Source organism: Streptomyces sp. NPDC002564, from assembly GCF_042889645.1.
Lineage (GTDB): Bacteria > Actinomycetota > Actinomycetes > Streptomycetales > Streptomycetaceae > Streptomyces.
The window spans coordinates 178,192-199,026 of record NZ_JBIARE010000011.1 but is presented as its reverse complement, the minus strand read 5'-3'; the positions used below and the strand labels follow the sequence as shown (position 1 = coordinate 199,026).

Annotated in this window: 18 protein-coding genes; 10 read left to right on the top strand and 8 right to left on the bottom strand. The window is 74.2% G+C overall.

Annotated elements, in window-relative coordinates; translation table 11 throughout:
• Positions 1-110 precede the first annotated feature (110 nt).
• Entirely contained in the window at positions 111-596 is a 486-nt protein-coding gene (locus tag ACFYXE_RS31685) for an SRPBCC domain-containing protein (protein ID WP_389318505.1), read from the bottom strand.
• Between the two features lie 396 nt (positions 597-992).
• Between ACFYXE_RS31685 and ACFYXE_RS31680 the strand changes: the two genes are divergently transcribed.
• Complete coding sequence (locus tag ACFYXE_RS31680; RefSeq protein WP_389318503.1) at positions 993-2,552, top strand: diacylglycerol/lipid kinase family protein; 1,560 nt, start codon at positions 993-995, stop codon at positions 2,550-2,552.
• A 1-nt stretch (position 2,553) separates the two neighbouring features.
• Here ACFYXE_RS31680 and ACFYXE_RS31675 read toward each other — a convergent pair whose 3' ends face one another.
• Positions 2,554-3,207 (bottom strand): DUF6629 family protein, encoded by a 654-nt coding sequence (locus tag ACFYXE_RS31675; RefSeq protein WP_389318501.1) that lies wholly within the window; start codon positions 3,205-3,207, stop codon positions 2,554-2,556.
• A 76-nt stretch (positions 3,208-3,283) separates the two neighbouring features.
• The gene (locus ACFYXE_RS31670; RefSeq protein ID WP_389318499.1) at positions 3,284-4,579 is read right to left on the bottom strand and encodes a PAS domain S-box protein; all 1,296 of its coding nucleotides are present in this window, start codon (positions 4,577-4,579) and stop codon (positions 3,284-3,286) included.
• Between the two features lie 352 nt (positions 4,580-4,931).
• On the opposite strand from ACFYXE_RS31670, the gene ACFYXE_RS31665 reads away from it, so the two are divergent.
• Genes ACFYXE_RS31665 through ACFYXE_RS31655 form a run of 3 tightly spaced genes read left to right on the top strand, consistent with a single transcriptional unit; the run spans position 4,932 to position 9,681 of the window.
• The gene (locus tag ACFYXE_RS31665) at positions 4,932-6,296 is read left to right on the top strand and encodes an acetyl-CoA carboxylase biotin carboxylase subunit family protein (protein ID WP_389318497.1); all 1,365 of its coding nucleotides are present in this window, start codon (positions 4,932-4,934) and stop codon (positions 6,294-6,296) included.
• On the top strand, positions 6,293-8,317 hold the full coding sequence (locus ACFYXE_RS31660) for a PEP/pyruvate-binding domain-containing protein (protein WP_389318495.1): 2,025 nt from the start codon (positions 6,293-6,295) through the stop codon (positions 8,315-8,317). The genes ACFYXE_RS31665 and ACFYXE_RS31660 overlap by 4 nt, the downstream gene beginning before the upstream one ends.
• Positions 8,314-9,681 (top strand): MFS transporter, encoded by a 1,368-nt coding sequence (locus ACFYXE_RS31655; RefSeq protein ID WP_389318493.1) that lies wholly within the window; start codon positions 8,314-8,316, stop codon positions 9,679-9,681. The genes ACFYXE_RS31660 and ACFYXE_RS31655 overlap by 4 nt, the downstream gene beginning before the upstream one ends.
• 7 nt (positions 9,682-9,688) lie before the next feature.
• Here the strand turns inward: ACFYXE_RS31655 and ACFYXE_RS31650 are convergent, their stop codons facing one another.
• Positions 9,689-10,312 (bottom strand): hypothetical protein, encoded by a 624-nt coding sequence (locus ACFYXE_RS31650; protein WP_389318491.1) that lies wholly within the window; start codon positions 10,310-10,312, stop codon positions 9,689-9,691.
• Between the two features lie 440 nt (positions 10,313-10,752).
• Between ACFYXE_RS31650 and ACFYXE_RS31645 the strand changes: the two genes are divergently transcribed.
• The gene (locus tag ACFYXE_RS31645) at positions 10,753-11,538 is read left to right on the top strand and encodes an SAM-dependent methyltransferase (protein WP_389318489.1); all 786 of its coding nucleotides are present in this window, start codon (positions 10,753-10,755) and stop codon (positions 11,536-11,538) included.
• Positions 11,539-11,571: 33 nt separating this feature from the next.
• Here the strand turns inward: ACFYXE_RS31645 and ACFYXE_RS31640 are convergent, their stop codons facing one another.
• Entirely contained in the window at positions 11,572-12,447 is an 876-nt protein-coding gene (locus ACFYXE_RS31640; RefSeq protein ID WP_389318487.1) for an alpha/beta fold hydrolase, read from the bottom strand.
• Positions 12,448-12,610: 163 nt separating this feature from the next.
• Entirely contained in the window at positions 12,611-13,849 is a 1,239-nt protein-coding gene (locus tag ACFYXE_RS31635) for a cytochrome P450 (protein ID WP_389318485.1), read from the bottom strand.
• A 337-nt stretch (positions 13,850-14,186) separates the two neighbouring features.
• Between ACFYXE_RS31635 and ACFYXE_RS31630 the strand changes: the two genes are divergently transcribed.
• The 5 genes from ACFYXE_RS31630 (at position 14,187) to ACFYXE_RS31610 (ending at position 18,048) form a co-directional block, all read left to right on the top strand.
• The gene (locus tag ACFYXE_RS31630) at positions 14,187-14,591 is read left to right on the top strand and encodes an ANTAR domain-containing protein (protein ID WP_389318483.1); all 405 of its coding nucleotides are present in this window, start codon (positions 14,187-14,189) and stop codon (positions 14,589-14,591) included.
• 362 nt (positions 14,592-14,953) lie between these two features.
• Positions 14,954-15,973, top strand: coding sequence for an acyl-CoA desaturase (locus ACFYXE_RS31625; protein WP_389318481.1), 1,020 nt, complete (start codon positions 14,954-14,956; stop codon positions 15,971-15,973).
• 29 nt (positions 15,974-16,002) lie between these two features.
• Positions 16,003-16,407, top strand: coding sequence for a DUF5994 family protein (locus ACFYXE_RS31620; protein WP_389318479.1), 405 nt, complete (start codon positions 16,003-16,005; stop codon positions 16,405-16,407).
• A gap of 531 nt (positions 16,408-16,938) precedes the next feature.
• The gene (locus ACFYXE_RS31615; RefSeq protein ID WP_361174546.1) at positions 16,939-17,607 is read left to right on the top strand and encodes a response regulator transcription factor; all 669 of its coding nucleotides are present in this window, start codon (positions 16,939-16,941) and stop codon (positions 17,605-17,607) included.
• A 132-nt stretch (positions 17,608-17,739) separates the two neighbouring features.
• Positions 17,740-18,048 (top strand): hypothetical protein, encoded by a 309-nt coding sequence (locus tag ACFYXE_RS31610; RefSeq protein WP_389318476.1) that lies wholly within the window; start codon positions 17,740-17,742, stop codon positions 18,046-18,048.
• A gap of 45 nt (positions 18,049-18,093) precedes the next feature.
• On the opposite strand, the gene ACFYXE_RS31605 is transcribed toward ACFYXE_RS31610, so the two are convergent.
• Together ACFYXE_RS31605 and ACFYXE_RS31600 are read right to left on the bottom strand one after the other, a co-directional pair.
• Entirely contained in the window at positions 18,094-18,870 is a 777-nt protein-coding gene (locus ACFYXE_RS31605; protein ID WP_389318474.1) for a response regulator transcription factor, read from the bottom strand.
• A 53-nt stretch (positions 18,871-18,923) separates the two neighbouring features.
• The gene (locus tag ACFYXE_RS31600) at positions 18,924-20,636 is read right to left on the bottom strand and encodes an amidohydrolase (RefSeq protein ID WP_389318472.1); all 1,713 of its coding nucleotides are present in this window, start codon (positions 20,634-20,636) and stop codon (positions 18,924-18,926) included.
• Positions 20,637-20,835 lie beyond the last annotated feature (199 nt).

Genomic DNA, 20,835 nt, shown 5'->3' with positions numbered 1-20,835 from the left:
GGGCGGGGACGCCCGGCAGCAGGCCGCCCGGCGCCCCGGCCGGCCTGCTGAGACCGGGCGCCCGGGGGCACGGCACGGAAGCTGCCCCGGCAACCGCGTCCCCCGCCTGCTCAGTGGACGAGCAGGGCGTCCATCTGCCCCACGGCCTCGTTCAGGCCGTCCGCCATGCCCATGTGCAGCAGCTTCTCCATCTGCTCGCGCGAGTCGAAGGCGGAGAGCAGCTCCATGCGGGTCCCGCCGTCGTGCTCGGTGAGGCGCAGCTGCATGGTCGTCACCGGCTGGCCGACGTCCGGCTGCCCGTCCTGGTCGGCGAACCCGTCCGTGAAGTCCAGGCCCGTCGGCGCCCGCACGGCGGCCACCCGCCACCACCCGCGGTGCAGCTCGCCCTCGGGGCTGGTCATGTAGTACGTGACGTCGCCACCGGGCGTCAGGTCGAACGCCTCGAAGGTCGCCGGGAAGCTCGGCGGACCCCACCAGCGCTCCAGCTGCCGCGGGTCGGCCCACAGCTGCCACACCTGCTCGACCGCGGCGGCGAAGTCGGCGGTCAGCGTCAGCGTGTGACTGTCGAGATCCTTGTCGATGGTGATGACGCTCATGGGTCGTCTCTCCTTGCGGGGCGTGTCCTCTGCGGGGGCGGGCGCAGGGCCGGTCCGGTCGCGCGGCCGCCGCGCCCGCGGCAGGCCGTCACCGTGGGCGCGGACGGCCCGCTCGCGCCCGCGCCGCTGCCTGCCGGCCGTCCACCGCGTCGTCCCGTTCGTCGCCCACCTCACCCACCAGCATGTGGTTGCACGTTAACGCGGCCCGCCCGGGTCGGCGACCGGGCCGCGAGCCCGCCCGAGACTGCCGCGAATCCGCAGGTCGGAGCCCTCTTGCGGGCCCCCGCTCCGCCCCACCGAATACCGGGTGCGGACGCGGGTAGGGTGAGGCTCTACTGCGGTCCACTCCGGCCGCGCGCTGCGAATTCTTAACAAGTGCAGAGGTGTGGCGAGCGCATGAAGCGACCTGATCGTCGGTGGAAGGTACCGGGACCGGGCAAGCGGCTGACCGCCTCCCTTGCCATGGTGCGCCCGGCTCGCGGCAGCGCCACGGCGCGGGTGCTGCGGGCCGCGGCCGAGCACGAGGCGGTATGGCTGGGGGTCGCGACCGCGCTGGCGCTCTCGGGCGACCGGACCGCCCGCCGGGCGGCCCTGCGCGGCATCGGATCGGTGGCGATCGTCACGGCCGTCAACCACGCCCTGGCCAAGCCGGCCGCCCGCAGCGCCCGCCCCGTCCTGGACGGCCTGCCCTCGGTGTTCCCGCGCCCGAGCACCGCCTCCCTGCCCGCGAGCCCGATCGCCGCGGCGACGGCCTTCACCTCGGCCGTCGTCATGGAGTCGCCCCGGCACGGCCTGGGCGTCCTGCCGTTCGCGGCGGGACTGGCCTACGTACGCGGCCAGAAGGGCCTGGACCACCGCGGCCGGGCCGCCGCGGGAGCGGCGATCGGCGTCGGAGCGGCCCTGCTCACGGCCCGCTGGTGGCCCGTGAAGCCCTCGGCGGCCGCCGCCGCGGCCCCGCCGCGCAGGCCCGCCCCCACCCTCAAGGACGGCCAGGGCCTGCACCTGGTCGTCAACCCGTCCTCCGGCGTCGCCTGGAGCCGGGACACCGCAGAGACCCTGCGCACCCTGCTGCCCGAGGCGAAGATCACGGTGTTCGAGCAGGGCGACGACCTGGTGGCGCTGCTCGACGCCGCCGCCCAGCGGGCCGTCGCCGACGGCGGGGCGCTCGGGGTGTGCGGCGGCGACGGCACGGTCAACGCGGGCAGCGAGACGGCGGCACGCCATCAGGTGCCGCTGGCGGTCTTCCCCGGCGGCACGTTCAACCACTTCGCCGTGGACCTCGGCAACCTGACGCTGGAGGACGTCGCGCGGGCCATAGCGGCGGGCGACGCCGTCACGGCCGACGTGGGGCGGGCCTCCGCGTACCAGCGGCCCGACGGCCCGCAGGACGACGCCGTCGGGGCGGCTCCCGCCGGCGCGACCGTCGGCGACGGCGAGCGGCGGCTCTTCCTCAACACCTTCAGCATCGGCGTGTACTCGGACCTGGTGCATGCCAGGGAGCGGCTGGAGAAGCGCATCGGGAAGTGGCCCGCGCTGGTCATCGGCCTGGCCAACGTCCTGGCGACCGGCAGCCCCCTCTCGGTGGTCATCAACGGCCGTCCGCGCCGCATCTGGCTGCTCTTCGCGGGCAACGGGATCTACCACCCGGCCGGTTTCGCCCCGACCTACCGCACCCAGCTCGACGACGGGCTCCTCGACGTCCGCGCGGTCGAGGCCGGCACCCCGCTGGCCCGCACCCGGCTGCTGCTGGCCGTCCTGACGGGCACCCTGCACAACTCCCGCGTCCTGACCACCGCCCAGGTGCGCAGGCTGGAGCTGGAGGTGCTGGAGGGCGACCCGCACCTCGCCTACGACGGAGAGGTGACCGACGCCACCTACCGGCGTCTCGTCCTCGACAAGCTCCCCAAGGCGCTCACCCTGTACCGGCCCGCCGACCAGGACCAGTGGCTGCGCTGACTCACCGGGCCGCGGGAGCCGTCCGCCGGGACCGGGGGACCGGCGGGCGGCGCCGCGCCACCCACAGCAGCAGGACCACCGAGCAGACGGCGGCGGCCGCGCACCAGGTCGAGATGTACTCCTGCCGCCACAGCGCGAACGACACCGCCGCCCCGACGGCGACCAGGACGCCGAACAGGACCAGGCCCCGGTCGCCGGACAGGAGCAGGGAGCCGATCGTGGCGAAGAGGTAGCCGGCGACGACCAGCTCCGCCTGCGGCAGTCCCAGCGAGTAGCCGACGGTGTGCCCGCGGATCTCAGCCGTCACGGTACGGGTGGCCAGGGCGTACGCGAGTACCGCCGCCGTCGCGGCCCCCACGGCGAGCGGGACCAGCAGTCTGCGCCGGGCGCCCGGTGGCGCCGCGCACAGCACGGCCGCCGGGACCCACAGCGCCAGCAGCGGCAGCGCGATGACCGCCCAGGCCACGGTGGCGGGCCCGGTGCCGCCGTCCTGATGCCAGACGGCGGCCTCGACCATCTGGTGGGCGCCCAGCAGGAGCGGCAGCGCGGCCAGCGGAAGGTCACGGGGGCGGCGGGCCGCCAGGGTCACCGATGCGGCCCCGACGGCCGCGATGCCCGCGCCCGCGATCAGGTCGGCCGTCGCACTCCAGCACATGGCGGCCACGGTACGGCCCCCGGAGCGGCACGTCGCCCGGAATCGGGCTCCGGCGCACGCCCCTGCGGCAGACGCGTCAGACCGTGCTCAGGGGATGGGCCGCCGTGGCCGAGCGCGGCGGCCAGGCGCCGGGGGAGAGGATGCCGAGGACGTAGGCGCGGGCCACCAGCGCGGGGCGGGTCGCGGCGCCCAGGAGGTGGCGCAGCCGGCCGAGGTGGTAGTCGACGGTCTGCCGGGACAGCTTCAGCGAGGTGGCGATGTCGCTGTTGCTGCTGCCCTCTGCCAGGAGGGTGAGGATGCGGATCTGCGCGGCGGTCAGCGCGGGCCGGGCCTCGTGGGCGAGGCTCTGGTGCGTGACGACGGCCCAGACGTGCCGGGCCCGGTCGGCGGTGTGGCCCACCGTCGTCAGGTGCAGCCGGGCACGGCGCTGCAGCCCCGGGGTACCGCCCAGCAGCACCGAGGCCTCCACCCGTCTGGTGCGCCGGGCTATCAGCCCCCGCCATCTGCGGTGCAGCCGGTCGAGGCCCGGGGCGGGCGCCAGCAGCGTGTGCCCCCGGCGCCCGACCAGGTCGGGCAGGGCGAGGTCGAACAGCTCGGCCGCCGCCGCGCTCGCCTCGATCACGCGGCCGCCGGCCGAGAGCAGCGCGCAGGGCAGTCCCGTGTGGTCGCGCAGCGCCTGCAGATGCTCCTCGGCCTCCTGCCGCTGGACCATGGCGCGCAGGTGGTCCGTGATGTCCACGTAGATCCCGGCGACGCAGGTCTGCGCGTTCTCCCGGACGGGGAAGCGGTGGCCGACGGCGTGGCCCGCGCTGCCGTCCGGGCGGCGGTAGTCCAGGGTGTGGCGGACCGGCGTGCCGCGGCGCAGGATCTCCTGGTCGAGCGCGCGGAACTGCACGGCCTCCTCGGGGGCGTCGAAGTCCTCGATGCGCCGGCCGGTGAGCTCCTGCGCGGTGGTGCCGTAGAGGTGCGCGTAGGCGTGGTTGGCCCACAGGTACCGGCCGTGCCGGTCCCGTATGAACGCGGCGGCCGGGGCCAGGTCGACCAGGTCGGCGAAGGCGGCGTACCGGCGCGGGGCCTCGGGGTGGACGTCGACCTCCACCGCGAGGCCGCGGGTGCGGCGGTGCGCGCGCGTCGCGTCCGGCGGACAGCTCACGTCGAAGGTCCGGCCGTCGAACCGGGCCAGCCAGCGGCCGTCCCGCGGCGGCCGGCCCGGGTCCGCGATCTCCTGCCGGATCCGGTCCAGGAACCGCTGTGCCGTGCCGGTGTCGGCGAAGGCGCCGCCGCCCCTCTCCCGCACCTGCCACGGCTGGTCGACCTCCCACCAGAACACCGGCAGATCCTCGAGGAGAGCCTTGAGGCTGGAATCGTCCACAGTTGTTTCTCCGTCCGTATACGTGTGGTTGACGCACAGTCACCACGCGATGCGTATCCCGTCCTCCGCTCGCGCATGCCTGGTTCTCGGCCGAAGTGGCCCGGCGGGGCGGGGGAGTTCGTGGGCGGCCGCAGGTGCGCGCGGCACGTGCCCGCGGTCGGACTCAGGCATTTGCCTGAACGCCGGGCCGCCGTGGCGGGGCGACGGGCGTGCGACGCCTGTTCCCCTTGGAAGAGCGGGTGAACACGCCCCGCCCTCATCCCCGGTGTCCCTCCGCGCCCGGCGCGTGACACCGATCCGTACGGCGACCCGTACCAACTGGACGAAACGGAGACGAACTTCAGTGAGCAAGGTGCTGTTAGTGCATGCCAAGGGTGGTCCGCCGCTCGGTCACGTCCTCTCCCGGGCGGCCGCGAAGGCGCAGGTGCACCTCCTGGCGCTCAGCGCTCTTCCTCCCGCCGTGGCAGGTGACGCCCGCAGACTCTGCGCCTCGGTGGTGACGCCCACCGACGCGGAGCGCGGTGACCTGGTGTCCCTGATCGTCGCGCGGGCCCGGGCCGTCGGCGCCGACGCGGTGTTCACCTGCTCCGAGTACGCCGTCGTCGCCGTCGCCGAGGCGTGCGAGGCGCTCGGCCTGCCGGGCGCGGGCGGTGCCGCCGCGCTCGCCCGCGACAAGCGCCTGATGCGGCGCACCTGGCACGAACACGGCCTGCCCCAGCCCGCGTTCCGGCCGGTCGCCACGGAGGCGGACCTCCACGAGGCGGCCACCCTCCTGCCCTTCCCGCTCCTCCTCAAGGCGGCCTGGAGCGCGGGCTCCACCGCCCACCAGATCATCCGCGCCCCGCACGAGGTGTCCGCCGCCTGGCGCCGGTCGCGCGACGTGATGGCCGAATCGGCCCAGTTGGGCTACGCGGAACTGCACGTGGCCGAGGCCGACGCGGACTTCGTGGTCGAGCAGATCGTCACCGGCACCGCCGCGGAGTGGTTCGACGACGCCGGCTGGGGCGACTACGTCAGCGTCGAGGGCGTCGTGGCGCGGGGCGTGTTCCACCCGGTGTGCGTCAGCGGCCGGATGCCCACCGTCGAACCGTTCACGGAGCGCGCGGGCATCACCCCCGCGCAGTTGTCCCCGGACGCCCAGAACCGGGTCGTGGCCCTGGCCAGGGAGTCCGTCGACGCGCTCGGCCTGCGCGACTGCGGCATCCACACCGAGATCAAGCTCGGGGCGGACGGCCGCATGTGGCTGATCGAGACGGCCGCCCGCTTCGGCGGCGCGATGACGGTGCCGCAGATCGAGGAGGTCTTCGACCTCGACCTGATCGGCATGCTCGTCGACCACCTCCTCGGCCGGCCGGTCCACTGGCCCGAGCGCGCCCTCGCCCCGGCGCAGGCGCGCGGGGCGGCGGGCTCCCTGGTCGTCCTCGCCGTCGACGGCGCGGGCGAGGCCTGGCAGGACCGCAGGACCTGGGACTTCCCCGCGGTCGCCGACCGCGTGCCGCTGAGCCGGGACAGCCGCCTGTCGGTCGTCGCCGAGAGCTCCCTCGCGGACGGCAGCACCGTCCCGGTCTACGACCCGGCCGCGGGCGCCAACACCATGGCGGCCCTGTGCCTGCTCTCCGCCACCGACCCGCGCACCGTGCTCCGCGACTTCGAGACCCTGGTGGACGCCCTGCCCCGGGTCCTGCCCGCCGCACAGCCCGAGGAGGTCTCCCGATGACCGCCCCCCTGCTCACCGGCGCGCCCGAACCGGCCACCGACCGCACGGTCGTCGGGGAGAACCTCTCCCTGCCGCTCTTCCGCACCCTCTCGGGCGTCCTGGCCGGCCACCAGTACCTCAAAGTCGTCGTCGACCGCTCCGAGGACACCTGGCACCTGCTCGACACCGCGGCCCATCCCTTCCACGTCAACTACGTCGCCACCCGTGTCCTGGGCATGGAACTCGGCGCGCTGGACGCCGAACTGGACGCGTTCAACGCCTCCGTCTACACGGACCCCCGGCGCCGCTTCCTGCTCGGTGTGCTGTCCCTGCACGCCGAACAGGACGCAGAGGGCCGCGAACGCCCCTTCCTCGTCCTGGAGACCACCGAGGCCGACACCATGCACGGTGACCTCCTCGCCTGGTTCTACGAGTACGTACGCGTCCGGGTCGACGGCCGGCTGCCGGTCCTCCTCAAGCCCGCCAACCACGGGCAGGAGGAGGAGCTCGCGGCGGTCAGCGAACAGCGCGTGCCGCGCATCCTGAGCCACGAACTGTTCGGCAACAGGACCAGGACGCCGCTCAACTCCGGTGAGGCCACCGGGCGGCTGCGCTACTTCCGTACGCACGAGGAGTACGCGGCGGCCGAGGCCGGACTCGGCTGGGCCGACATCGTCGCCATGCCGTGCCTGCCGGACGACGTGCCCCGGGTGGCCGGCTTCCTCAACACCGCGCCGATCACGCCGCTCTCGCACACCAACGTCCTGGCCTCCGGCTGGGGGATACCCAACGCGATCGTGCGCGACCTGGAACAGCTCGTCGAGCGGGACGCCCTGGACGGGGCGTGGGTGAGCTACCGGGTGCGCGAGGACGAGATCTCCCTGGAGCGCCTGGACCACGAACCGGCCCTGCGGGCCCCGTCCTGGCACCAGCAGCGCATCCGTCTGGAGCCGCCCCTGCTCGCGGACACCCCCGTCCTCGCCCTGCACCGGCTCCGCGGCACCGACCGGGACCGCTACGGCACCAAGGCGGCCAACCTCGGCGAGCTGCACCACGTGCTCGACAGCCGCACCGCGGACCTGACCGCCTTCTACCGGCAGCCGCGCCCGCCGCGCGACAACCTCTGCGGGCACCTCGCCGCCCGGTTCGGCCTGGACGCGCCCGCCGCGGGCGAACTGCGCGCCGCCGCGGCCCGGTTCGTGGCCTCGACGGTCGGCGCCCCGGCCGGCGTCGCGCTCCCCTTCGCCCTGCAGCAGAACTTCCTCGCTTCCTCCGCCCCTCTCCAGCAGGGCATCGGCAAGCTCAAGATGGCCCTCGAACTGGACGCCACCGACGTCCTGGACGCGCTCTGCCTGCAGCTCCAGCACCTCATCCGGCACACGCCCGTCCCCGAGTCCGTCACCCGGCAGATCAGCCAGGCCTTCCCCGCCGCCACGACGCCGGGCGGCCGCCTCGTGGTGCGCTCCTCGTCCAACGCCGAGGACCTGCCGGGGTTCTCCGCCGCGGGCGTCTACGACTCCGTCACCACCGTGCACGGCACCGACGAACTCCTCGACGCCGTACGCCAGGTGTGGGCCTCGCTGGTCTCGCCCCGCAGCGTGCGGCTGCGCCACCAGGTCGGCATCTCCCTGGACGACACCTACATGGGCGTGATCATCCAGGAGTACGTGCCCGCCTCCCTCGGCGGCGTCCTGGTCACCTGCAACCCGACCCGCGGCGAGGACTTCCGCAACGTCTACCTCAACTGCTCGCCGGGCTCACCGGAGCAGGTCGTGGACGGCTCGGTGCTCCCGCAGCAGTACCTGTACAACACGGTGGAGGGCGGCGGCCGCACGGTCGCGCTCGGCTCCTTCGGCGAACCGCTGTCCGCGGCGACCCGGGCCCGGCTCGCCGACCTGTCCCTGACCGGGCGGCTCCTGCAGTCCCACTTCAGCGGGTCCGAGTGCGGCGGGGCCGACGTCGACAAGCCGCTGGACATCGAGTGGCTCATGACCGAGCAGGGCGACTTCCGGCTGGTCCAGATCCGCCCCTACGCGCTGTGAGCCCGCGCATCCGCCGCCCCGCCGCCCGGGCGGACGGCGGCCTGACCGACACCGCACGCCGCATCATCCGGCTCAACTACGGCTTCCAGCTGCTGTTCAACCTGCTGTGGTGGATGCCGGTCTTCTACGCTTACCAGAAGACGGCGGGCCTGACCGACGCCGAGATCTTCGGCATCCAGAGCATCTACTACGTGGCGTTCTGCCTGTTCGAGATCCCGACCGGACTGATCGCCGACCGGATCGGCACCCGCAACTGCCTGCGGGCGGGCGCGGTGGTCATGACGGCGGCCAACCTCGCCCCGGTGCTCAGCGCCTCGTACACCGGTTTCCTCGTGCACTTCCTCGCCATCGCCGCGGGCCGCTCGCTCACCTCGGGAGCGGCGAGCGCCTATCTGTACGACGGGCTGCGGGCGGAGAAGTGCGACGAGCACTACCTGAAGGCGGAGGGGACCGCGCGGGCCCTGGGCCTCGGGGCGAAGGTGGTGTGCTGGCCGCTGGTCGGGCCGCTGATGGCGCTCGCCCACGCGGCGCCGTACCTGCTCAGTGCCGTCAGCGCGGCGGGCTCGCTGGCCTGTGCCGTCGCGCTGCCGCGGCTCGCCGGTGCGGACGGCGGCGGGAAGGCGGCCGACCGGTCGGGCGGGGGGCGCAGGGGCGGCGCCTTCCTGCGGGACGCGGGCGCGGCCCTGCGCTGCGTCGCCTCCTCGCGCTGGCTGGCCCTGCTCATGGTGCAGGGCGTGGCGGTCTTCACGCTCTCCCGCATCTGCCAGGTCAACCTCTTCCAGCCGATCCTGCTCGACCACGGCATCGCGGAGGCCTCGCACGGCGGTGTGCTCGCGGCGATGACGGTGGCGGAGGCGGTGGGCTCGGCCCGCCCGCAGTGGCTGAGCCGCCGGCTGACACCGGTGGCCTGGGTCTCCCTGCTCAGTCTGGTGCTCGCGGGCACCCTGGCGGGCATGACCGTCGGCGGACCGTGGTCCGTGGTGGTGCTGCTCTGCCTGTTCGCCGCCGCGACCGGCTTCGCCTACCCGGTGCAGCGCAAGCTGGTGAACGACGCCGTGCCCGCGAACGCCCCGCGCGCCACGCTGCTTTCGGTCGAGAGCATCGTGGACCGCGCGGTGTGCGCGCTGGCCGCGGTCGCCGTGGGCGCGTACGTCTCCGCCGGACACCTGGACGCCCTGCTGCTGCACAGCGCGCTGGCGACGGCGATCCTGCTCGGCGGGTTCCAGCTGGTGCTGCACACGCGGCCGGTGAAACGCAGCCAGGAGGCCGCCGCCCCGGATTCTCTCCCGGCGGCGCGGGAGGCGCCGGACGAGGCCGTCCGCGCCGCCCCCGGAGCGGAACCCGGCGGGGGACGGCGCGGCTGAGCAGGCGTCAGCGCGGCCGGTGGCCGAGGAGCTCGATCAGCCCGACCGGGAGGTACGCGGGCCGGTGGGGCCGGTCGACCTGGTACGCCAGGTAGCCGAGCGAGGCCGCGACGTCGGTCTCCTCGGCCGTCTCCGCCTGGTAGACGAGACGGCAGCCCCGCGACACGTCCTTCGCGCGCTGCCACAGCACCGGCGCCGGCTTGCGCTCCGCCTCCGTGCGGGGCGTCAGGATCCGGTCGCCGAAGTCCTTCCAGGCGAAGGGGGCCGAGCCCCGCCAGGTGGCGTCGACCTCGGTCCGCAGCCGGGCGGCCCGTTCGGCGTCGGTCGCGCCCCAGGAGGGCGGCACGTTGGTGAGCAGGCCGACCTTGATGTGGCGTTCGCGCAGGGAGCGCAGATAGGCGGCGGCACCGGGGTGGTAGCTGGTGCCGCCGTCGTCCGCGGTGTGCACCAGGGTCTCGCCCAGGTCGAAGTAGACGACGGGGCAGGCGCGTTCGACGCCCACCCGCCCGGCGGAGCCGCGGGCCGCGCCGCCGTTCTCGTGCGCGGGCACGGCCGCACCGGCCGTCGCGCACAGCACGGTCGACACCAGGGCCGCGCCGAGCGCGAGGCTCAGCCGGACCGGTCGCTTCAAGGCGGATCTGTACATGGCGTTGTCGCCCTTCTCCCGGCGCACCCCCGAGGGCGCGCGGATGTCCCGTTCATGACAGCCGGGCGCCGGTGGTCCCGTGGCACCGGCGACGTCCGCAGACCGCCCCGGCCGTCGTGTCCTGTCCTGTCCTGTCCTGTCGTACGTCGATCCCTCGCGCTCTACCCGTGAACACCGCCCGGCACTCAAGTCACAGGGCATCCCGGGGCGACGGGACAGGGGAGCGGTCGTCGGCCGGACGCGCGCGGCGGCCCCGACGCGTACGCCGGACCGGTCCCGTCCGACGACTGACCGGTCCCGTCCGACGACTGACCGCGACAGCAGGGCCAATGGCATAATCGCCTGGCCCTCTACCGCTTCATCCGCAGCACGCGACGCCGGACTCGGTGAATCGGTCAGCGATCCCGCACACGCTGGAGTCACCCATGACGTCACCGTCCTCCGCAAGCCGTATCGACACGAGCAGGGCCCACCCGGCGCGCGTCTACGACTGGTTGCTGGGCGGCAAGGACAACTACCCCGTCGACCAGGAAGTGGCGGAGAAGCTGCCGCGGGAGGCGCGGCTCAACGCCCTGCGCAACCGGGCGTTCATGCACCGGGCGGCGGCCTGGCTGGCGAGCGAGGGCATCGACCAGTTCCTGGACGTCGGCACGGGCATACCGACCGAGCCCAATCTGCACCAGATCGTGCAGCGCATCGTGCCGTCGGCACGGATCGCGTACGCCGACAACGACCCCATCGTGCTGCGGCACGCCGAGGCGCTGCTCGTCAGCAGCCCCGAGGGGGCCACCGACTACATCGAGGCCGACGTGCGCCGCCCGGCGGAGATCCTCGACCACGCCCGCACGTTCCTGGACTTCGACCGGCCCGTCGCGCTGTCGATGATCGCGCTGATGCACTTCATCACCGACGCGGAGGACCCCTACGGGCTCACCCGCACCCTCCTCGACGCGCTGCCGTCCGGCAGCTACTTCATGTTCTCGCACGGCACCGCCGACGAGCACCCGCACCTCGTCAAGTCGGTGACCACCACGTACAAGAAGGGGGAGATTCCGCTGCGCATGCGCACGCGGGCCGAGATCGAGCCCTTCTTCGAAGGACTCGACCTGCTGGCTCCCGGACTGGTCACGGCGACCAAGTGGTACAAGGACTCCCCGGCGCCCGCCGAGGAACTGAGCGGCTTCTACGTGGGTGTCGCCCGCGTGCCGTAGCCCCTCACTGCGAGCAGTCCCTTCCCGGAGGCCTCACGCGGCGGCCGGGGCCGCCAGGGCGTCCCGCAGCGTCTTGGCGAAGGGCTCGGGCGCGCCGTGCTGGCCGAACTCGCCGCCCAGGAAGCCGCCGTGGTGGCTGGGGAACACCGTCAGGCCGGTGCCCAGCGACTTCGCGATCTCGGCCGCCGCACGGGCCGTGAACCGGCCCTCGGACTCCTCGCCCGCGGCGACGACGATGCGGGTGGGCGCGGCGCGCAGCGCGTCGATGTCGGGCCGGTAGCCGGTGCAGCCGCGGATGTTCTGCCCGAGCAGCGGGTCGTCGCGCGATCCGTCGTCCTCGGTCGGCAGCCCGAAGTCGGCCGGGGACGGCGTCGGCTCGTCGGCCCAGGTCGCGGGGAAGGGGCCCTTGCGGCTCGTCACCGCGATGAACTTCGCCATGGCCGGGCCGCTCCCGCCGCGCAGATAGGTCTCGTGGATGTCAGCGCAGACCGCGAGCATCGCCTCCCGGTCCGGGACGACCTGCGCCGTCGGCGGCTCGTGGGCGACGAGGGTCCGCACCAGGTGCCCGTGCCGCTCCACCAGCGCGAGGGCGTTGACGGCGCCGCCACTGCTCGCGAAGACGTCGACCGGCCCCGCGCCGAGCGCCTCGACGACCCGGCGCAGGTCGTCGGCGTGCTCCTCGACCGTGGTCTCGGCGGCCCCGTCGGTGCGCGGGCTGCGGCTCACGCCCCGCGGGTCGTAGGTGATGACGGTCCGGTCCGTGAAGTACGACGCCAGCGTGGCGAACCCGCTCGCGTCCATGGGCGAGCCGATCAGGAACAGCACGTCGCTCCCGGCCGGGCCGGCGTGGACGTCATAGGTCAGGGTGGCGCCGGGCGCGGACAGCGTGCGGGTGTCTGGCGTGGTCATCACGGTCTCCTCAGCGTGCGCGATCTCATCCGGTAGGACCGTCCGGACCGGCAGAAGTCATCGGTGAGGGCCGTCGAGGACGTCAGGGGCTCCCCGGCGGCCGGGCCACGCCCCGCCGCCGGGACGGCGCTCGAAGACGGGCGTCACGGCCGCCTCGTACGCCTCACCCGGGCCCGTCGCCCTCCGCCGCGCGCAACAGGACCGGCAGACTCCGCACGCTGTTGCTGATGAACGAGGGCAGCGGCTCCAACGCCTCCGGTGCGGTGGCCAGCCGCAGGTCGGGGAAGCGTGCGAAGAGGGCGGGGAGGGCGATGCCCGCTTCGAGCCGGGCCAGGGCCGCACCCGTGCAGTAGTGCGGCCCGTGCCCGAAGGAGAGGTGCCGGGCGGGCGGTCGGCCGATGTCGAACTCGGCGGCGTCGGTGCCGTACCGGCCCGGATCCCGGCCCGCCGCCGCGTACGACGCAAGGATCGCCTCGCCCCGCGGGATGACCACGTCTCCCGCGGGGATGTCCTCGGCGGCGTACCGCAGCGGGAAGTGGGCGACCGGTGAGTCCCAGCGCAGGGTCTCCTCGATCACCGCGCTCCACTCGTGTGCGCCCGCGGCGAGCGCCGCCCGCTGCCCGGGATGGGTGAGGAGCCCCCGCACGGCGTTGGTGATCAGGTTCTGAGTGGTGCCGTGGCCTGCGACGATGACGAGGACGAGGGTGCCGATGAGCTCCTGTTCACTGAGCCGGTCGCCGTCGTCGCGGGCCGCGATCAGGTAGCTGGTGAGATCGTCGCGCGGCCGGGCGCGCCGGGCGGCGACGAGGTCGGTGAGGAGCGCGTGGAGGCGCTGCCGGGTGGCCAGCGTCTGCTCGGGCGTCGTGCTGGCGCTGACCAGAGCGGCCGACAGGTCGCGGAAGTCGTCGAACCGCTCCGGCGGCACGCCCATCAGGGTGCCGACGGTGTTCATGGGCAGCGGGTACGCGAAGTGGCGGCGCAGGTCCACCGGCCCGGGGCCCGCCGCGTCGAGCCGGTCGAGGAGGGACCGTACGTCGGCCTCGATGCCCTGCCGCATCGCCCGGACGCGGGGCGGGGCGAACGCCTGGGAGACCAGGCCGCGCAGCCTGCGGTGGTCGTCGCCGTCCGCGGTGGTCATACCGGGGTTGGTCACGAAGTCGATGAGCGGCCAGCCCTGCGGCACCTGCCCGTCCCGCAACGCCTGCCAGTGGGCCGGATTCTTGACGACCCGCGGATCGGCGAGCAGGTCCTGCAGGAGACCGTGCCGGGTGATCACCCAGGCGGCCACCCCGCCCGGGAGTTCGACCCGCACCGCGGGGCCGATCGCGCGCAGGCGCTCGGCCTCACCGTGCAGGTCGGCTGCGGTCACGTCGAGGCGTACGGGCGGGGCGTGGAGGTTCACGGGGCACCTTCCGCTGGCGGGCGAGGGCGGACGCGGGACACGTCGGCAGGGGCGGGGCGAGGACTCAAAGGCACACACTGACACCCGAGTTCGGGCTCGGGAAGCCACCGTCCCCGAGTTATGGCCAGAGCTTGTCCGGGATGCCCTTGGCGCCCTCGCGCGGCGGGGCTACATTGACGACGCGGCCCGTGGCCCCGGCAGCATGGAACCGTCCGCTCTTGAGGAGCCGCCCCATGTGCATGCCGCAGTCGTCCGGCACCACCGCTTCCGCCGGTCCCGGCACCGGCCGCCTCGCGCGGCGGGCGGGACACGGCCGCCGCGACGAGGGGCGCGGACGATGAGCCCGCAGCGGGCCCCCTGCGCGACGCCTCCGCCGGCCGCGCCGGGCGCGCTGTTCAACGGCACCTGCGCGTCCGCGTCGGACGCGGCACTGCTCGCCGACAACCACAGGCTGCGGACGGAGAACGAGCAGTTGCGCCAGGCCCTGGCCGGCCGGCCCGTGATCGATCAGGCCCGCGGCATGCTCATGGCCATGGTGCCCTGTACCGAGGCGCGCGCCTGGGAACTGCTGGTGGACGTCTCCCAGCACTGCAACATCAAGCTCCGTGACGTGGCCGCGGCGCTGGTCGCCACGACCGAGGACCGGCCGCTGCCCGAGGGCATGCGGCGGGAGTTCCGGCGGCTCTGGCGGAACCTGCGGGCGCACGCCACGGAGGACGGCGTACGACCGCCCGCCCTCTGAGTACGCCGTACGACCGCCTGTCTTTCAGGGACCCGTAGGACAGGGGCCCGTAGGACAGGGACCCGTAGGACCGTCCGTCCTTTGCGGATCGCCGCTCACGAGCCGCCGTTCCCGGTGAGGACCGCCGCTCAGGAGCCGCCGTTCCCGTGCGATCCGGCCTCCCCATGGCCGGGCACACACCCGCGGCGCACCGCCATGTGCACGCTAGAGGAGTAGGCTGAGGGGACCGAGGCTGATTCGCTCGGTTTCGCGCGCCCTTCTTCCGGACGGGAGGCAAGCCCGCCCCCAGGCGCGCGGCATGCGTCATCGCCCCAGGCCCCTGACCCCGGTCGTCCGAACCGACCGATGCCCAGGAGCCCCCGATGAGCACCAGCACCAGCCCCCTTCCGCGTCCCACGGCCGAAGCCCCGCCCGGGGCACCCGCGCCCGCGCCCTCCCGCCCGTACGACGGGTCGGGCCCCTTTCCCGTCGAAGGACCACCGCCTCCCGCGCGCGTCGGCGCGGACCGCCTCTACATCGCACTGACCGGCACCATCGTCGTCCTGCCGTTCGTGGCCCTCGGCCTGGCCTGCTGGCTGCTGTGGGGGCGGCTGATCGGCCCCACGGACGTCGTGCTCGCCCTCGTCCTCTACCTGCTCACCGGCCTGGGCGTCACGGTCGGATTCCACCGCGGCCTGACCCACGGCGGCTACACCGCCGTCCGGCCGCTGCGGACGGCGCTCGCCGTCGCGGGCTCCATGAGCTTCCAGGGCGACGTCATCGGCTGGGTCGCCACCCACCGCCGCCACCACGCCTTCACCGACCGCCCCGGCGACCCGCACTCGCCGTACCGCTACGGAACGCACCTGCGCGGCCAGTTGCGCGGACTGGTCCACTCGCACGTCGGGTGGCTGTTCCGCAACGACCCGACATCACCCGAGCGTTACGCCCCCGACCTGCTCGCCGACCCCGACCTGCGGGCGGTGGCCCGCGCCTTCCCCGCCCTGTGCCTGCTCACCCTCGCCCTGCCGTTCGGCCTCGGCTGGGCCATCGGCGGCACCTGGGTGCACGCCCTGACCGCACTGCTGTGGGCGGGACTCGTCCGCATCGCCCTGCTCCACCACGTGACGTGGAGCGTCAACTCCCTCTGCCACCTGATCGGCGAGCGCCCCTTCCGCACCCGCCGCCACGACCGGGCGACCAACCTCTGGCCGCTCGCCCTGCTGTCGTTCGGAGAGAGCTGGCACAACCTCCACCACGCAGACCCCACCAGCGCCCGGCACGGTGTCGACCGCGGACAGATCGACCCCTCGGCCGCCGTCATCCGCCTCTTCGAACGCCTCGGCTGGGTGTACGACGTGCGCTGGCCCACCCCGGACCGCATCGCCGCGCGCCGCACCTGAGGCCCGGCCCTCGCCGCAGGAGAACCCCCATGACCACACCCGCAAGCCCCGCCACCCTCACCCCCCTCACCCGCCTGACCCTGGCGCCGAGCGACGGCCGCCCCCACCGCATCGACGGCGTCTGGCGGCCCCGGACGACCGACCTGGTCGCCGAACTGCCGCGCCTGCTCCAGGCGTTGCCGAGCAGCTGGTCGCAGATCGCGCACGTCACCGTGAACGGCTCGCTGTGGGACGACTTCCCCGGGCGCATGCTGATCGCCAACCAGGTGCTCAACCTGCACCGCGGCAGCGCCGACCGGCGCCCGTACACGATCTGCCTGCTCGCTCCCGGCCGCGGCAGGTGGGACCTCCAGGTCGTCCCGCCGCACGCCGAGGAGACCGCGGCCGTGCGGCCGGGCGAGGGCTCGATGGCCTCCGGGGCCGGCCCGTCCTGATCCGCGCCGGACGGCTGTCGGGACCCCCCCGGGCATCTCCCGGCGACGAGGCCGGGCGGCCTCCCCGGCTCACTGCCGAACCAGGGAAGCCTGGACCGATCAAGCCCCCAGGGAAACGCAGCCGCCGAACCGGCCCTGCACACCAGGTCCCCAGTCCCCACGCCTTCATGCTCGGCGAGCGCGGCGGATCGGGACGGCCCCGGCGAGCCGGTGGGGAGGGGAAGGAGCACGGGCCGCCGGGGGGCGCGTTTCGGCCGATCCGCGGGCGCCGGCGCGGGAGCCGCCTCACAACTTGGCCCTCTGGTTCGTCATTAGAGCGAGACGACATCCCCACCAGAGCGAGCCCGCACCCCGGATCGCGGCGGCAGATCCCGCCGGCACACCCCCACGACCACGACCCTTCGCGTACGTACACCAGGTCCGCGGCCGGCCCACCCCCAGGGCAGGCCGGCCGACCTGCCCCCTGTACCGCCCACCCGCCTCCACAGCGCGGCTCCGCTCCTCCAGCCGCCCACCGAGGGAGTAGACGCCATGAGCATCACCGTGCTCCTCGTAGACACCGACGCCCTGCTGCGCACCTGCTGCGCCACGTTGCTCGCCGCCCAGCCGGACATAGACGTGGTGGGGGAAGCGGAGGACGGCGCACGGGCGGTCGAGCTCGCGGGGCGGCTCCGCCCCGACGTCGTCCTGATGAACCCCCGGCTGCCGGTCCTGAGCGGCGTCGAGGCGACCCGGCAGATCACCACGCGGCCCGACCTGGCCGGCGTACGGGTCCTCGCGATGGCCACCGGGGCCGCGGACGAGCAGGTCTTCGAGGTGCTCTCGGCCCACGCCTCCGGATTCCTGTTCGAGGACGCCGAGCCCGAGGAACTGCTGCGCGCGATCCGCGTCGTCGCCCGCGGCGAGGCCCACCTGTCGCCGCGGATCGTGCAGCGGGTGATCGACGAGTGCGTGCTGCGGGCCCGGGTGCCCGAGCCCGGCCCGGAGATCCTCACCCCGCGCGAACGCGAGCTGCTCGCGCTGATCGGCACGGGTCTGTCCAACGAGGAGATCGCCCAGAAGCAGTTCATCTCCCGCACCACGGCCAAGACCCACGCCTGCCGCATCATGGCCAAGCTCGGCACCCGCAACCGGGTGGAGCTCGTCTCCGTCGCCTACCAGTGGGGCCTCGTCCGACGGCGGCCGATGTCACTGAACTGACCGGGCACCCCGGCGACGACGGGAGCGGCCGACCGGAGCGATCCGGCGCCGCGCACCGTCATTGCCGGGTTCGCGGCGGCGAAAGAGGGAAGCTGGACGGGACGTACCCGCCGTCCGATGTGAGGAGTCGCCATGACCACCTTCGTCATCACCGTTCCCGGTACCTTCATCACCGGCATCGACGACTCGGCCCGATCGCTCATCGAACGGAAGCTGGCCGCACGGCACACCGACGTGAGCGAGAGCGAAGGCCTGGACCTGCTGACGCTGAACGACGACAACACCTTCTCGATCCGCCTCGAGGTCGACGCGGCCGATCAGTACGAGGCGGAGCTGAACGCCACCGGTCTGGTCGCGAGCGCGCTGCGGGAGGCGGGCGTCGCGCAGTCGGACGCCCCGCTCGGTCCCCCCGCGGTCACCGGCATCGACAGCGACCTCTGACCGGACCGCCCGGACTGCCCGGACCGCGCGCCCCGGCGCCGTGTCTCAGCGTGCGGGCTCGATGCCCCACGCGGCCGCCCGAGCCGCCGCTGCCGCACGGTTGGGCAGATCCAGCTTGGCGAGGATGTGCTCGACGTGCGTGCCGACGGTGCGCGGCGTGACGTAGAGCCGTTCGGCGATCTCCCGGTTGGTGCGGCCGGCCGACAGCTCGGCCAGCACTTGGAGCTCCCGCGGGGAGAGCCCGCCGGGGCGCCGCGACGGCGACGGCCCGGCGGACCCGTGGGCGCCGGTGTCCGGGGCCCGTTCGGGACGCGTGCCGGTGCGGGGAGCGACGGCCGAGGCCAGGGCCTCGGTGAGCAGTGTGAGCACGGCGCGGGCCGGATCGGACGCCCGCCGCGGCCCGCGGACACTGACGTTCAGCATGCCGACGTACCGGCCCTCCGGGTCGAACAGGCACTGCGCCACCCCGTCCTCGATGCCCAGCGGGTCCAGCACGTCCTGGAAGCCCGGAGAGGCCGCGAGGAGGTGGCGGGGAGCGTCGCCGAGCCACAGGCCGCCCCGGGCGGGGCTGTGCAGCACGGGGAACATCGGGTCACGGTGCAGGCGGGTCTCGATGTAGCGCGTCGCCCCGGCGGGGTAGCTCCCGGCCAGGGTGGTGTGCCGCCTGCGCACCGGGTCCCAGCGGGACAGGGACGCGTGGTCGTACTCCATGACTCCGGACAGCGCCGTGAGGACGGCGTCGGCGCCCGCCGTGCCGCTCGTGGCGTTCCGCGCCGCCGCACGGACGCGGACGGCCGCTTCCAGGATGTCTGCCGCGCTCATCGGCCAAGGATGATCATGAGTCCGGGGTACGTCAACCACGAGCCCGGAGCACGTCAGCCGGACAGCGTGTCGTGCACGACCTGTCCGCCCACGACGGTGAGGACGACGGGCATCTCCGGTATGCCGTGCGGATCGGCGCCGAGCAGATCCCCGTCGAGCACGCACAGGTCGGCGACCTTGCCCGGTTCCAGGGAGCCCTTCCAGTCGTCGGCGAAATCCTGCCAGGCCGCCTCGACGGTGTACGTCCGGATCGCCTCCGCCAGGCCGATGCGCTGCCCGGGGCCGCTGACCCGGCCGGTGGCCTTGGACTCGCGCAGCACCATGGTGGCGACGCCCTGGCGCCAGTCCGGGTGGGTGACGGGGGCGTCGGACCCGCTCGCGACACGGACACCGGCGTCGACGGCGTCGCGGTAGGGCCAGGCGTAAGCGGCCCGTTCGGCGCCGACGAAGTCCGCCTCCATGTCGGCGACGGTCCATTTGATGGTCGGGTTCATGTTGACGCCGAAGCCGTGCGCGGCCAGCACCTCCATGCTGTGCGCGGTGAGCAGGTCGCCGTGGATGAGGTAGTGGCGGGCGTCGGACCGCGGATGCGCGGCCACGGCGTCGGCGAGGGCGTCCGCGACGGCGTCGCAGGCCCGGTCCCCGGTGACGTGCACGCCCACTTGGTACCCCGCGGCGTGGGCGTGCCGGACCATGGCGGCGATCTCCGCGGTCCGCTCGGCGTCCGTCGCGCCGCCGACGCACAGGGAGCCGCAGCCACCGCCGACGTACGGATCGTGCACCCAGGACGTCTTGTTGGGCACGATGCCGTCGGCGAAGATCTTGACCCCGTGGACGGCGAGGCGACGCGGGTCGGCGGCACCGGAGCGGTCCAGGCCCGCGAGGGTGCGGGCGAACTCCCCGGCGGTGCCCGCCATGCCGGTGGGCAGCAGCAGGACGCCGACACGGGCGGTCAGTTCGCCGTCGGCCAGCAACTGCCGGTAGACGTCCAGGGTCTGCGAGCCGAGCGCGCCCCGCATGATGCCGTCGCCGCCGGGGCCGAGCCCCGGCTCGGTGTAGCTGGTCACGCCGAGCGCGGCGAGCGTCGCGAGGGCCGACCTGACCGCGTCCGTCCGCTCCTGCCTGCTCAGCGGCGGAAGCGCGTGCTGCACGAGGGCCTGGGCCCCCTCGTGGAGCAGTCCGGTCGGCTCCCCTGCGGCGTCCACGACGACGGCGCCGCCGGCCGGTGCGGCGGTGTCCCGGTCGATCCCGATGAGTTCGAGGGCCTTGGAGTTGACCCAGGTGGCGTGCCCGGAGAAGGAGTACAGGACGACCGGATGGTTCGGGCTGGCCCTGTCGAGGTCGCGCCGCGAGGGCAGCCGCGACGGATCCGCCACGCACTCGCCGAGATAGCCGGGATCCCAGCCGTGCCCGATGATCCACTGCCCGGCGGGAACCCGCCCGACGGCCCGCGCCACCGCCTGCGCCACCTCCGCGAGGGACGTCACGGCGGGGTGGCCGACGTCGAGGGAGAGCGGCGGCGTCGCCATCCCGAAGGCGCAGCCGTGCAGGTGGGAGTCGTTGATGCCGGGCAGCAGCGTCGCACCCCGCAGGTCGATCACCCGCGTGCCGGGCCCGACGAGGGGCGCGACGTCGTCCCGGCCGCCGACGGCCGTGATGATCCCGCCGGTCACGGCCAGGGCCGACGCGACGGAGAACTCCGCGTCGACCGTGACCACTTGGCCGCCGAGAAACACCAGATCCGCATACGTGCCCGCAGAGCTCACAGAAGTCCCCTTCGAAGACCGGGCGGACCGGGCGCACCACGGCCGCCCGCGAACGATCTCCCGAGGACTATGTCCGCGGACCCGCGGGGGGGGGGGGGGGGGGGGGGGCCGCCGGCGCCCCCCCCCCCCCCCCGCCGCCGGGGGGGGGCCCGAAACCCGGGGGGTGGGCCACCAACCCGCAGACAGACCCCCCCACAGG